Source organism: Streptomyces sp. NPDC017940 (genome assembly GCF_044328435.1).
Classification (GTDB): domain Bacteria; phylum Actinomycetota; class Actinomycetes; order Streptomycetales; family Streptomycetaceae; genus Streptomyces.
This window is the reverse complement of record NZ_JBIRHJ010000007.1, coordinates 52,084-65,090: the sequence shown is the minus strand read 5'-3', so window position 1 is coordinate 65,090 and position 13,007 is coordinate 52,084. Positions and strand designations below refer to the sequence as shown.

At 76.0% G+C, this 13,007-nt stretch carries 10 protein-coding genes; 3 read left to right on the top strand and 7 right to left on the bottom strand.

From position 1 onward, the window contains the following. Nucleotides 1–40: 40 nt before the first annotated feature. Nucleotides 41–1,939, bottom strand: coding sequence for a CoA transferase (locus ACH4DX_RS23970; protein WP_398156627.1), 1,899 nt, complete (start codon nt 1,937–1,939; stop codon nt 41–43). 455 nt (nt 1,940–2,394) lie between these two features. Between ACH4DX_RS23970 and ACH4DX_RS23965 the strand changes: the two genes are divergently transcribed. After that, on the top strand, nt 2,395–3,507 hold the full coding sequence (locus ACH4DX_RS23965; protein WP_398156626.1) for an acyl-CoA dehydrogenase family protein: 1,113 nt from the start codon (nt 2,395–2,397) through the stop codon (nt 3,505–3,507). 46 nt (nt 3,508–3,553) lie between these two features. Here ACH4DX_RS23965 and ACH4DX_RS23960 read toward each other — a convergent pair whose 3' ends face one another. Further along, the gene (locus tag ACH4DX_RS23960; protein ID WP_398156625.1) at nt 3,554–4,900 is read right to left on the bottom strand and encodes a sugar ABC transporter permease; all 1,347 of its coding nucleotides are present in this window, start codon (nt 4,898–4,900) and stop codon (nt 3,554–3,556) included. 538 nt (nt 4,901–5,438) lie between these two features. Further along, entirely contained in the window at nt 5,439–6,596 is a 1,158-nt protein-coding gene (locus tag ACH4DX_RS23955; RefSeq protein WP_398156981.1) for an MFS transporter, read from the bottom strand. Nucleotides 6,597–6,965: 369 nt separating this feature from the next. Here ACH4DX_RS23955 and ACH4DX_RS23950 point away from each other — a divergent pair, with 369 nt between their 5' ends. Beyond that, entirely contained in the window at nt 6,966–7,781 is an 816-nt protein-coding gene (locus ACH4DX_RS23950; protein ID WP_398156624.1) for a hypothetical protein, read from the top strand. 404 nt (nt 7,782–8,185) lie between these two features. After that, complete coding sequence (locus tag ACH4DX_RS23945; RefSeq protein WP_398156980.1) at nt 8,186–8,857, top strand: sigma-70 family RNA polymerase sigma factor; 672 nt, start codon at nt 8,186–8,188, stop codon at nt 8,855–8,857. A 456-nt stretch (nt 8,858–9,313) separates the two neighbouring features. Here the strand turns inward: ACH4DX_RS23945 and ACH4DX_RS23940 are convergent, their stop codons facing one another. The 4 genes from ACH4DX_RS23940 to ACH4DX_RS23925 are packed head-to-tail and all read right to left on the bottom strand — an operon-like array spanning nt 9,314 to nt 12,988. Beyond that, nucleotides 9,314–10,252, bottom strand: a complete 939-nt coding sequence (locus tag ACH4DX_RS23940; protein ID WP_398156623.1) for a 3-hydroxyacyl-CoA dehydrogenase family protein — start codon at nt 10,250–10,252, stop codon at nt 9,314–9,316. A gap of 35 nt (nt 10,253–10,287) precedes the next feature. After that, nucleotides 10,288–11,466, bottom strand: coding sequence for an HAD-IIIC family phosphatase (locus tag ACH4DX_RS23935; RefSeq protein WP_398156622.1), 1,179 nt, complete (start codon nt 11,464–11,466; stop codon nt 10,288–10,290). After that, nucleotides 11,463–12,707, bottom strand: coding sequence for an acyl-CoA dehydrogenase family protein (locus ACH4DX_RS23930; RefSeq protein WP_398156621.1), 1,245 nt, complete (start codon nt 12,705–12,707; stop codon nt 11,463–11,465). Before ACH4DX_RS23930 ends, ACH4DX_RS23935 begins: the two co-directional genes overlap by 4 nt. Then, nucleotides 12,704–12,988 (bottom strand): acyl carrier protein, encoded by a 285-nt coding sequence (locus ACH4DX_RS23925; RefSeq protein WP_398156620.1) that lies wholly within the window; start codon nt 12,986–12,988, stop codon nt 12,704–12,706. The genes ACH4DX_RS23930 and ACH4DX_RS23925 overlap by 4 nt, the downstream gene beginning before the upstream one ends. Nucleotides 12,989–13,007 lie beyond the last annotated feature (19 nt).

Here is a 13,007-nt window from a genome sequence, read left to right as displayed (position 1 = left end):
CGGACGGTGCCAGGCGGCCCGTGTGCGGGTGGTGGCGGTGTCAGGTGAAGGTCCAGGGGGTCGGGACCTTCGGTGCGCCGAGTGCGTCGCGGCCGATGGTTCCCGCGAAGCGCGCGTCGCCGTGCAGGGACGCGAGATCCGTGGTGACGGCCGTCGCCGTCAGACCGTGCGTGCCGAGCAGGCGCAGCGCGTCCGCCGTGGGCAGACCGGTCAGGTCGTACGCCGCCGCGGCGGCCGCGCACCGGTCCGCCGGTGCCACCCAGCCGTCCGCCGTGCGCAGCGGGCGGCGGAACCCCGCGGGGCGCCGGGGCCCGCCGCCGCGGGCCGCGCGGCGCAGGGCGGGCGCGGTGAGCGCGTCGGCGGCGCCGAGCAGGGAGGAGTCCACGCGTACGCCGCGGCCCCCGTTCCGCTCGCGCAGCAGCAGCCCCGCGAGGACGGCCTCCGCGCCGAGCAGGCCGCCGAGTACGTCGAGCAGGGTCATCAGGGAGGGCGCGGGCGGCTCGTCGGCGGGACGCACCGCCGCGCCGACGCCGGTGCGGGCCTGCACCATGAAGTCCGTACCGATGGGAGCGGGGTCCAGGCGACCGGCCCAGCCGCTGGTGTACGCGTACACGATGCCGGGGTTGACGGCCGACAGGTCGGCCGCGTCGAGGCCGAGTTGCGCGGCCTTGCCCGGTGCCCAGTTGTGCAGGAACACGTCCGCCTCCGCGACCAGTCCGCGAAGGCGGCGGCGCCCGGAGGGGGCCTTGATGTCGGCCTCGACGGCGCGCTTGCCCCGGTTGAGGGCCAGCCAGCGGGCCGAGACGCCGCCGCAGGCGGGCGGCATGCCCCGGAGCGGGTCGCCGCCCGGGGGCTCGACGCGTACGACGTCGGCGCCGAGGAGCCGCAACAGATGGGCGGCGAGCGGCGCCTGGATGCGGCGGCCCGCCTCCAGGACGGTGACGCCGGCCAGCGGGTGGCCGGGCGTGGCCGGGTGGGAGCGGGGGCGGCCCGCGGGGACGGCGGCGGGGCCGAGCCGGGACAGCGACCAGGGGGCGGCGGCGTCGTGCTCCGCGGCGCGCTCGGCGAGGGTGCGCAGCGCGCACACCTCCGTGCCGGAGGCCGCGGCGGCTTCCAGGAGGCGCGGCCAGCGGTGGCCGCGGGTGGCGGCGTGCAGCGCGTCGGGGAAGGGCGCGCAGGCGGTCGCGTACCGGAACTGGAAGGGGCGCCACCCCGCGCGTATCGCCTCTGCGGGGGCGCCCAGGGCCCGCCAGAACGCGGCCCAGGCGCCGGGGTCGAGGGTCTCCAGCTCGAAGAGGGTGCCGTCGGCGGAGGTGAACGGGGGCCCGCCGGGGGCGAGTTCGGTGGCTTCGTCCTCGTCGGCGCCGGTGGCGGCGAAGTACTGGGAGACGGAGAGGAGTCCGGCGCGGGTGGCGCTGACGGTCACGCCGGGCCCGGCGGTTCCGGTGCCGCTCGTGGCGGGGTCGCCGCCGCGGGCCCGGGCGAAGAGTTGCGCCAGTAGGCCCTGCACGGCGAGGACGCTCGCGGCGGTGGCGGTGTAGTCGGCGGCGAGGCCCCGCGGGGTGCCGTCGCGGCGGCCGTGCACGGCCATCACGCCGGTGGCCGCCTGCGCGGTGGCCTCGTCCTGGACTCCCCCGTGCCCGGGGGTCGTGTCGTACGCCGCAGTGGCTTCGGTACGTACCGGGCCCGCCGGATCCGCCCAGCGCACGTCCGCTGTGACCGGCCCGAACCCGGCGCCGTCGAGGGTGAGGTGACCGCCGGACAGTCCGTACGGACCCGCCGCTCCGTCGGCGCCCGCACCCTCGCGGGGCGTGGCGCCGAGCAGCCGCAGGTGTTCGGCGGCCGGCCACGTCAGCTCCGGCGGCCCGGCGACATCGCAGCGGAGCGCGTCCAGGGGGCGGGCGGCGGCCTGTGCGGTGGTGAGGGCTGGTGACGTCATGTCGGTGGTGTCTCCTCTCCCCACGCGGGGCAGCCCCCGCCGGGGTCGTTCCGAACGGGAACCCGGGGCCGTCGGCAGCCGACCAGTTCCGTGCAGAGACAGTCGGGCGCCCGGGCCCGCGGGTTCCCGGCGAGAGGGAGGAACTGGTGGAAGTGGTGGATGTGGTGGGTGGGGTGGGTGCAGTGGGTGCGCTGGATGCGCTGGGCGGGGCGCGGGGAGCTGTGGGGGCGGTGGGAGCAGTGGCGAAGTCGGGCGGGCGGGAGGACGGTGCGGGGGGCTTGGGGTGCGGGAGCGTGGGAGGGGGGTGCGGCTGTGCCTCCGGGTGCGGCTCCGGCTGCGGCACCGGCACCAGCGGGGACGGAGGCGGTAGCGGTGGCGGGGGCGGCAGGGGGGTGTGCGGGGCCCTGGGAGACGGTCTCGGTGTTGAGCGGCTTCGGGGGCGGGTGGCTGCGTTTGTGCGTGATCACGTCATGCCGTGCGAGGGCGTTCTGGACGCGGGTGGGCCTGAGGCCGATGCCGTGCTTCGGGAGGTGCAGGAGCGGGCCCGGCGGGCGGGGCTGTGGGCGTTGCCGCTGCCCGCCGAACTGGGTGGGCAGGGGCTCGGCCTGGTCCAGTACGCCGCGTACGCGGAGGCGGAGGGTGCCAGCGACCACGGGCCCGCCGCGCTCGGCTCCGCGCCCCTCCTCGACGTCCTGATGCTGCGCGGGCACGGCACCCCGCGCGTCCGCGAGGAATGGCTGCCCCGCCTGGTCACGGGCGACCTCCGCACCTGTTACGCCATGACCGAGCCCGACGTACCCGGCACGGACCCCGTCCTCACCACGACCCGCGCCGTCGCACGCCCGGACGGGAGCTGGCGCCTCACCGGCCGCAAGTGGTTCACCTCCGGCGCGTCCCGCGCCGATCTCGTGACCGTGCTCGCCCGCACCGACGGCGCGCCGCCGGACCGCGGCGGCCTGTCCCTCTTCCTGGTCCCCACATCGGCGCCCGGTTTCCGCGTCGTACGCGAACTGCCCGTCCTGGGGGCGGCCGGCGCGGGCGGGCAGTGGGAGATCGCGTTCGAGGACGTCCACGTGCCCGGCGATCAGCTCGTGGGCGAGCGCGGTGCCGCGCTCGCCGTCGCCGGGGAACGGCTCCAGCTCGGCCGGACGTTGCGGTGTCTGCGCTGGCTGGGGCAGGCGCAGCGGGCATTCGACCTGATGGCCGCCCGCGCGGCGACCCGCACCGGGTCCCGCGGCCCGCTCGCGGCCCACCAACTCGTGCAGGCCCATGTCTTCGAGTCGCTGCTCGCGCTGCGTACGGCGCGTCCGCTGGTGCACGAGGCGGTGGCGCTGCTCGCCGCGGGAGCCGACGCCCACGTCGAGGTGGGCCTCGCCAAGGTCGCGGCGGCACGCACCCTCCAGCAGGTCGTGGACGCCGCGATCCAGGTGCACGGTGCCGCCGGGCTCGGCCCCGACACCGTGCTGCCCGCGCTGCTGCGTACGGGGCGGGCTGCCCGCATCCTCGACGGTCCCGACGAGTTGCACATCACCTCGGTGGCTCGGCGGGTGCTGCGCGGGTACGTCTGACGCCCCCGCGCCTCCCGTCCCCGGCACGCCCCCGCGTACCTGCGCGTCATACGTCGCGCAGGTCCACCAGGCCCGTCAGGGCGGCGAGGCCGAGGGCCAGGAAGAAGTCGCCCCAGACGAGTTCGTGCCGGACGGCGGTCCCGGTCGTGGCGTCGTGGCACCCGTCGAGCAACATGCCGGACGGTGGCCGCCTGTTGCCGCTGCCGCCGCTGCCGTCGCTGCCGCTCAGGTGCGCGGTGACCAGGCGGCGGAGGACGGCTACCGCCCGGCGCCCGCAGTCCTCGCCGCCGGGCAGGGACGCGAGCTTGAGCAGGGCGACGGCGGTGATGGCCGCGGCGGAGGTGTCCACCGGGCCGCCGGGGTGTGCCTCGTCGGCGGGCGGGACGAGGGGTGCCCCGGCGCGTGTTGTTGATTCGGGCGTTATTGCTTCGGGCGTGGCCCCTGCGGGCGGTGAGGTGGTGTCGAGGGGTGCTCCCAAGCGTCTCGCTGCCGCGCGTAGTTGTGCGTGGTCCTCGGTGGTCCCGGTGGTCCTGTCGGCCCCGGCGGTCGAGGCGGCCCCACCGTTCCCGGCAGCCTCAGCGCTCCCGGCAACCCCGGCGGACGAGGCGGTCCCGGTGGTCGGGGCGGTTCCGGCGGCGCCCCCTGGCAGCGTCAGCGCGTCCGCGACGGCGAGCAGGAGCCAGGCCCGGCCGCGGCTCCAGCCCGGGGGCGGGTCCGTGAGCGGATGCCAGCCGGTGCGGGGGTCGTGCCGCCAGGCTGTCGCGCGCAGCGGTGCCGGGGCTGGCGCTTCGTCCTGCCCAGGCACGGGCTCGTCGGCCCCGGACCCGGCCCCGGCCCCGGTCCCGAGGCAGAGGTCCAAGTGCCGGTACAGATGGGACATCGCCGCCTTGCCGCCGTGCGGGCCCGCCGACGCGAGGAGCGGGACCAGACCCGGTACGGCGTCCGCGCGGGCCAGTTCGCGGGGGCCGCCGAATGCCGCGCCCCAGGGGACGAGGCCCAGTTCCGGGTCGTACGCGGTGAGGCAGGTGCGCGCCGCGTGGTCGCGGAGCCGCCTCGCGGGTGCGGAGTCCGGGGCGAGTGCGGTGCCGTACCAGAGGATCAGACCGCGCGTCGCGGTGTCGGCGCCGGTCCAGTCGGTGAGCCGGGCCGTGCATGCCTCGGCTGCGGTCCTGTCTGTTGCCGAGCCGGTGTGCCGGGCTCGCAGCCACAGCAGTCCCGCCCAGAAGCCGCCGGTCCAGGAGCCTCGACGGGTCGTCGTCCACCTACCGGTGGCCGGATCGGCGGACAGTGGGAACCGTGCCCCCACCTCGCCCAGGCCGACGGTGACCCGCCCGAGCACGGCCCCCAACGCCGCCCCGCTCCACCCGTCGTCCACTCCCTCCACTCCGTTCACTCCGTCCTCACTGACTCCGCACGCCGTAGATGTCCTCGGCGCCCTGTTGGGCGCGCCGTTCCCCGCGTCCCCGCATCCCTACGTCCCTTGCGGGGCGCCCCGTCAGGGGCGCGGGGAACGGCGCGCTCAGCCACAGAAAACCCGCAGACGCGTCTGCCGAATACCCCGCAACCGCGACTGCGGCTCGTCGGTGGCTGGCCGCGCCGTTCCCCGCGCCCCTAACGGGGCACGACACGCCCCGCCCCAGAAAACCCGCAGGCGCGACTGCCGCATACCCCGCACACGCGACCGCGGCTCGTCGGTGGCTGGCCGCGCCGTTCCCCGCGCCCCTAACGGGGCACGACACGCCCCGCCCCAGAAAACCCGCAGACGCGACTGCCGCATACCCCGCAACCGCGACCGCGGCTCGTCGGTGGCTGGCCGCGCCGTTCCCCGCGCCCCTGACGGGGCACGACACGCTCCGCCCCGGGAAACCCGCAGGGGCGACTGCGGCTCGCCCCGCCTGGGGGCGCGGGCAACCGGTACGCGCCCCCGCCCCCTAACCGCCCCGCACCCCACCGCCCCCGCCCGGCAGCCGCCCCCGCTCCCGTACCGCCCAACCCAGTCCCACCGCGCCCGCCGCAGCGAACTCCGTCGCCACCAGGGTCCACCCCCACCCGTAGTGGCCCGCCGTCGCGAGCAGGCCGAACAAGGGCGGGCCCGTGGCGAAGCCGGTGAAGAAGCCTGCCGAGACCAGGGCGGAGTCCCGGCCCGCGCGGCGGGGGGCGGCGCGCCGCATGACCAGGACCATGGACACCGCGTTGGCCGACACCGCGAACACCCCCACCGCCACCGCCCCGAACCACACCAGCGGCCCCGCCGCAGCAGCCCCGGCGAGCAGCAGCGCCGCACCCACCGCGCCCACCGCGAGCCCGCCCGGCAGCCACTCCGCGCGTCCGGGTGTGGCCGCCCTCGACCAGGCCACCCTGCCCGCCACCCCGGCCACCCCGAGCACCGCGACCAACGCACCCGCCGCACCGGGCCCCAGATCCAGACGATGGACCCCGTACAGCGCCAGGTACGTGTTCACGGACGCGATACCGCAGCCCAGGAACAGGGAGAAGACCGTCAGCCAGGCGATGGCGCCCCGCGGGACCACGGCGGCCGCGGGCCCGGCGCCGGTCCGTGCGGGCGGGTCCGCCCGTGGGTCCGGGGGCAGCGATCGCAGCGCCCACACCGCGGTCACCACCGCCGCGCCCGCCGCCGTCCACACCGCGCCCCGCCAGCCGATCCCTGCTGCGAGGGCCGCGAGCGGCAGGCCCGCGGCGAACGCGCCCAGTTGGACGCCGGACTGCTTCACACCGGTGACCGCGCCCCGGCGCGCGGGTTCCACCGCGGCCAGGATCGCCTTGTTCGTCGCCGGGTTGGCGAGCGCCTGCGGCAACCCGCCCAGGGCGACCGCCGCCAGCAGGAGGCCCGCCCCGGGAGCCGCACCGATCAGCGCGAGTGCCACGGCCGACAGGAACAGCAGCGCGGCCAGGGCGCGGCGCGGGCCCACCCGGTCGACGATGCCGCCGCCCGCCGGTGAGAGGACCGCCGCGGTGCCGAAGCCGATCGTCGTGGTCAGGCCGAGGACGGTGGGTGAGATATCCAACTCGTCCACCAGGCGGGGGCCGAGCGCCCCCAGGAGGAACAACTGGAGCATGGAGAAGGCCATGGCGCAGGTGAGGAGGGCGGTGGGCACCCGGGCGCCCGCCCCGGGCCCGGCTCCAGGCCCGGCCTCGGCTCCAGGCCCGGCCTCGGTTCCTGCTCCTGCTCCTGCCCCGGCTCCGGCTCCGGCGCCGGTCCTGCCGCCCCCTGCACGCTCCGGATCCATGCGCCCGCCCCCGCTCTGTCCCGTACGCCTGCGTCACCCCGTACGCACGCATACGTCCCGTACGGCCGAACAGGCCGTCGCAGAAGTCGGATCCGTGCCCCGGCTGGTTCCCGGTGGTCTTCGTGACCCGGGCCACACCCCCGCGTCGACCTCGGAACATTACGGACCCAGCCGCTGGCACCGCGGGTCGGATGCAAAGATGAGGCCGCCATGACTGGGGGCCGAAGCTGTCGCGCGGTACGGGCTGCGGTGTTCGCGGCCTCCTGCGTGCTGCTCGCGGCCACCGGCCACGCGCTCATGTCGAGTACGCCGCTGCCCTGGTGGGCGCTGCCCGGCGCGGCCGTCACCACCTTCGCGGGCGCCTGGCTCCTTGCCGGGCGCGAACGGGGCGTCCTCGTCGTCACCTGCGCGTCCGTCGTGGCCCAGGCGGCGCTGCACACCTGGTTCTCGCTGGCCCAGGCCCTGCACCAGACGCCGTCCGGCGGTGCGTCGCTCGCCCAGCAGTGGGCGCGTCATCTGCTCTGCGGGGCGGCGGGTTCGGGGACCGTGCCGGAGGCGGACGCGGTGCGCGCCGTCACCGACGCGGGGTTCGCGGACCGGCTGGCAGGGCCGCCGCCCGGGCACACCCAGCACTCCATGGGCATGCAGGAGACGCTCGCACCGGGTACCTCCGGTGGCGGGTCCGGGGCGGGCTCGCACGCGCTCGGCGCCCATGACATGGCGGGCATGCACGCGGGCCATGACATGGGCGGCATGTCCCCCTTCGGCATGCTCGCCGCGCACCTGCTCGCCGCGCTCCTGTGCGGTCTGTGGCTCGCGTACGGCGAACGTGCCGCGTTCCGCGTGGGCCGTGCCGTCGCCGGCTGGATCGCCGCGCCCCTGCGGCTCGCGCTGCGACTTCCGCCGCCCCCGCACCGGCCGCGCCCGCGTCCGCGCCGTGACTTCGGCGCCCGCGATCCGCGGCGTCTGCTGCTCGTGTACGCCATCACGTCCAGGGGTCCGCCCCTCGGGGTCGCTGGCGGCTGACGGGAACCCCTGTCGGCCGGCAGCCGGTTCCTCCCCGGCCCGCCACGGCACCGCACGGCGCTCGCACGGCACGGTACGGCTCCTCTCACCAGCACCCGCACACGGCACGGCGCCGCAGGGCCCGCGCCCTGTGCTGCCGTGCCCTGCCGCCGCTCCGCGCCCTGCCGTGCGCCCGCGCGCCGGGACCGCCACGGCCCGTACGGCCCGTCGTGGGGCGCGACCGCCCTCGACGCCGCCGGGCCGAACGACACCGCACCGGCCACGCCCGCGCGCGGCCGGATCCCGAGCTCCTCCGGATTCCAGAAGGACACCAGGCGATGACTCCTGCCCTGACGGCACCTCCTGCCCAGAAGACGACGAAGGCTGCGACACCCGCAGGCCCCGTGATGCCCGCAGCCCCCGTGATGCCCGCGTCACCCGCTAAGCCCGTGCCGCCCGCGTCACCCGCGTCACCCGCGACGCCTGCAACGCCCGCAACGCCCGCGACACCGCTTGAAGCTGTGTCCGGCGCCCCGGTACGCACCCGCCGTACCGACGCCGCCGACGAACCCGTGACGCGGCTCGCCCTCGCCGCCCGTGACGGCGACCCCGAGGCCGTGGAGCGCTTCGTACGCGCTCTGCACCGCGACGTGCTTCGCTATGTGGCGCACCTCAGCGCCGACCCGCAGGCCGCCGACGATCTCGCGCAGGACACGTTCCTGCGGGCGCTCGGCAGCCTGCACCGGTTCGAGGGGCGGTCGTCGGCGCGGACCTGGCTGCTGTCCATCGCGCGGCGCACCGTCGTCGACAGCCTGCGGCACGCCGCCGCGCGGCCCCGGCTGTCGGACCGCGACGACTGGCAGACCGCCGCCGAGCAGGCGCAGCCGCGGGGGTTGCCCGGCTTCGACGACGGCATCGCGCTCGCCGAACTCCTCGACGCGATACCGGCCGAGCGGCGGGAGGCGTTCGTGCTCACGCAGTTGCTTCGGCAGCCGTACGCGGAGGCGGCCGCTGCGATCGGGTGCCCCGTCGGTACGGTGCGCTCCCGCGTGGCGCGGGCGCGGGCCACCCTCATCAAGGCCCTGGCCGCGGCCTGATCCGCCCCTGAGGGGCGCGGGGAACTGCGCGGCCAGCCGCGAAATGCCCGCAGCCGCGTCTGCGGGGTTCTCGGCAGACGCGTCCGCGGCCCGTCGCGCGCCGAGCGCGCAGTTCCCCGCGCCCCCAGGGAGAGCGCCACACCGCCCGAGGAGGCGCCCCGTAAGGGGCGCGGGGAACTGCGCGGCCAGCCGCGAAATGCCCGCAGACGCGTCTGCGGGGTTCTCGGCAGACGCGTCCGCGGCCCGTCGCGCGCTGGGCGCGCAGTTCCCCGCGCCCCCAGGAAGGGCGCCGCACCGCCCACCACGGGGTGCCCCGCAAGGGGCGCGGGGAACTGCGCGGCCAGCCACGAAAAAGCCGCAGACGCGTCTGCGGGGTGCTCGGCAGACGCGTCCGCGGCTTGTCGCGTGCTGAGCGCGCAGTTCCTCGCGCCCCTAGGGGAGGGGACGTTACCGGCGCTACACGGTGCCGTAGCGGTGGAAGCCTTGGCCGGTTTTGCGGCCGGCGTGGCCGGCGGCGACCAAATCGCGCAGCTGCCCGCAGGGCTGGAAACGTTCGTCCCCGGTGCACTCGAGGAGGACGTACAGGGTGTCGACGATGGTGTCGAGGCCGATGAGGTCACCGGTGGCGAGCGGGCCCATGGTGTGTCCGAAGCAGTCCTGGAAGATCCGGTCGACGGTGGCCGCGTCCGCGGTGCCCTGCTGCACCACGGTCGCCGCCTCGTTGATCGTGAGCATCAGGACCCGGTTGGAGACGAAGCCGGGCGCGTCCGAGACGACGATGCCCGTCTTGCCGATGCCCGCGAGCAGGGCGAGAGCGGTGTCCAGGGTCTCGTCCGCGGTCCGCGGGCCCCGGATCACCTCCACCGCCTCCTTCAGCGGCGCCGGATTCATGAAGTGCATGCCGAGCACCTGCCGCGGCCTGCCCGTCTGCGCGGCGAGCCGCCCCACCGGGATCGCCGAGGTCACCGTGGCGAACACGGCGTCGCCCCGGCAGGCGTCGTCCAGCTCCCTGAACACCTTCTCCTTCAACGGGATGCGCTCCGGCGCGCATTCCAGCACGAACCGCGCGTCGGCAAGATCCCGCGGACTCCGCGCCCAGGTGACCGCGTCCAGAGCCGCGTCCATCGCCACGGCCGCGGGCTGCTTGCGGAACATCCTGGCCAGGCGGATGCCGTCGCGGAGCCGGGCCGGTGCCGTGGCGAGTGCCGACTCCTCGGGGTCGACCACGATCACCCGGTGTCCGGCCTCGGCGAGACACTGGGCTATGCCGGTGCCCATCGTGCCCGCGCCGACGACACCGACCACACTGGCCCCACCGGCCCCACCGAAGGCGCCGGAAGCACCGGCCGCATCAGTCGCAGCTGCTGCCGCGGGTGCGCTGTTCGGCTCGTTCATCTGCTGATTCCTGTCCTGTTCTCGTCGAGAGGCCTTCACGCGGTGACCACCCGCACGGGGTGCTTGCGGACGGGCGGCGGGTCGTCCGGGTCGATCGCCAGGACCACCCGCTCACCGGTGTCCTCCACGACGGCGAAGCCGCTGAACCGCAGGGTCACCAGCATCTGCCGGTTGACGTCGGTGGGGACGAACTCGGCGACCGGGCGGCGGCCCGCGGCCAGGGACTCGGCGACGATGTGGTCGATGAGGACGGCCCCGGCGCCCCGGGACATCACCCGGCAGGACATCAGGAGCAGTTCGAGCACCGTCGCCCCGTCGCGGAGCGCGGTGACCGCGAGGCCGATGGTGCCGTACGAGCCGAAGCGGTCCTCGAGGCCCGCCACGATCACCTCGTACCCGGGGTCCGCGCACAGCCGCCGCAGCTCCTCCAGGTCGAAGGTGCGGCCCGTGGTGTTGAGCTGGTGCGTGCGCACCGTCAGCTCGTGCGCCCGCGCGAGGTCCGCCCCGGTCGCCCGGCGGACCGTGAGCACCAGGTCGAGGGAGGCGAGGAACTCCGCGGGCGGCCCGGTGTGCTCGGTCTCCGCGTCCTTGCGGCGGCGCTCGGTGCGGTACAGGCGGCGGCGCTGCGCCGACTCGTCCGTGACGAACTCCGGCGAGAACTCCTCGTACGCCTCCAGCTCGCCCACCACATCGGCGGCGTAGCACCGTACGGCGGGCAGCGCGGCGGCCACTTCGGCCCGCTCCACCGCGTCGTTGTCGATGAAGGCGACGGTGTCGAGCCCGATGTTCAGCTCGGCGGCGATCCGTTCGACGGCCGCCGACTTGGCGCCCCAGCCCACCTCCAGGACGGTGAACAGGTCGTCGAGCCCCCGCGCCGCCAGATGACCCGCGGCGATGTGGTGCTCGCCGCGGCTGGCCACGGCGAGCAGGATGCCGCGCCGGTCCAGGGTGTGCAGGGCCTTCACCGCGGCCTCGAAGGGGACCGGCTCGTCGCCTTCGAGGACGACGCCGTCCCACAAGGTGTCGTCGAGGTCCCACACCAGGCACTTCACCTTCTGCTGCGGCACCTTCCGCCGCGCGGCCTCCTGCGCCACCTTCTGCTGCGGCACTTCCTGCCGTGTCGGCTTCTGCGGTGTCGTCTCCCGCCGCGTCGTCTCCTGCTGCGGCGCCTTCTGCTGCGGCGTCTTCTGCTGCGGCGCCTTTTGGTGCGTCATCGTACCTCCCCGTTCCCTCGGGCTCCCCCAGGCCGCTGCCCGGTCTCCGGCACGGGCCGCGGGGCCCGGCGGTGGCCGTGGGCGCGCAGCAGGTGGTCGGCTATGTGCAGCTCCGCCACCTGCGCCGAACCCTCGATGATCTCCATGATCTTGGCGTCCCGGTAGAAGCGGCCCACCGTGCTGTCCGGGGCGCAGCCCGCCGCGCCGAGGACCTGGACCGCGCTCCCGGCCACCGATGACGCCGCGGCGGCCGCCGCGTACTTGGCGGCGACGGTCTCCGCGATGGCGTCGGGTTCGCCGCGCTCCCGCAGCCGCGCGGCCCGCAGGCACAGTTCGCGCGCGGCCCTGCTGTCCACCACCGCGCGGGCGAGCAGCGAGCGCACCTGCTGGTGCTCGGCGAGCGCGACGCCGCCCTGGGTGCGCCGCACGGCGTGCCCGGCGGCCTCGTGCAGACAGGCCTCGGCCATGCCGACACAGCCCCAGGCGACCGTGAACCTGCCGTGGTCGAGTGCCCCGGCCACCACGTGCGACAGACCGAACCCGGCCGGGGCCACCGCGTTCGCCCGCGGCACCCGTACCCCGTCGAACCGCACGTGCGCCACCTGCGCCGCCCGCATGCCGAGCTGGCCGCGCACCGGCTCCCGTACGACACCGGGGCGGTCCCCCTCCACGAGCACCGCGACCGGGCGTCCGCCCGCGGTGCCGGACGCCCCGAGCACCAGGAACACGTCCGCGATCTCACCGAAGGTGATCCAGCGCTTCTCGCCGGTCACGGTGAGCTCATCGCCGTGCTCGTCGACGGCGGTGCCGACCGCCGCCAGGTCGCTGCCCGCCGCCGTCTCCGTGGCGGCGAAGGCGGCGATCGACTCGCCCCGCGCGAGGCCCGGCAGCCACCGCCCCCGCTGCTCAGCGGTGCCCCAGCGCAGCAGGGCCGCCGCCACCATGCCCTGTACGGTGACCAGGCCGCGCAGCGACGAGCACACCCCGCCCAACCGGGCGCACAGCTCCCCGAGTTGAGCGGGCGACGCGCCGAGCCCGCCGTACTCCCGCGGCAGCTCCGGCGCGAGCAGCCCGGCCCCCGCCACCGCGAGCCTGACCTCGGCGGGCAGCTCTCCCCGTGCGTCCCAGGCGGCGGCGTCCTCGCGCAGGGATCCGGCGAGGTCCGCGCCCAGGGTGTCCAAGGTGTCCGACGTGTCCAGGGTGTCCGGGGCGGCGGCGGGCGGGCGCGTGGTGCTGCTCACGCCGGTGCGCCGCGGTGCGCGGTCTTGGCCAGGACGAAGTCGCGCAGCCTGCCGAGGGAGCGGAAGTTGTCCAGGTCGAGGTCCTCGACCTGGACCTCGATGCCGTACTGCCGCTCGACGAAGGTCACCAGCTCCATCGCGAACAGGGAGTTCACGAGGCCCATCGTGAAGTAGTCGTCGTCCGGCGCCAGTTCCTGGCCGAGGTTCGCGGTGAGGAACTCGCTCAGCTCCTTGGTCACGACCGGCCCGGTGAGCGCGTCGGCGTTGTTCGGTGTTCCCATGCGGTCTCCCTTGAGTCCC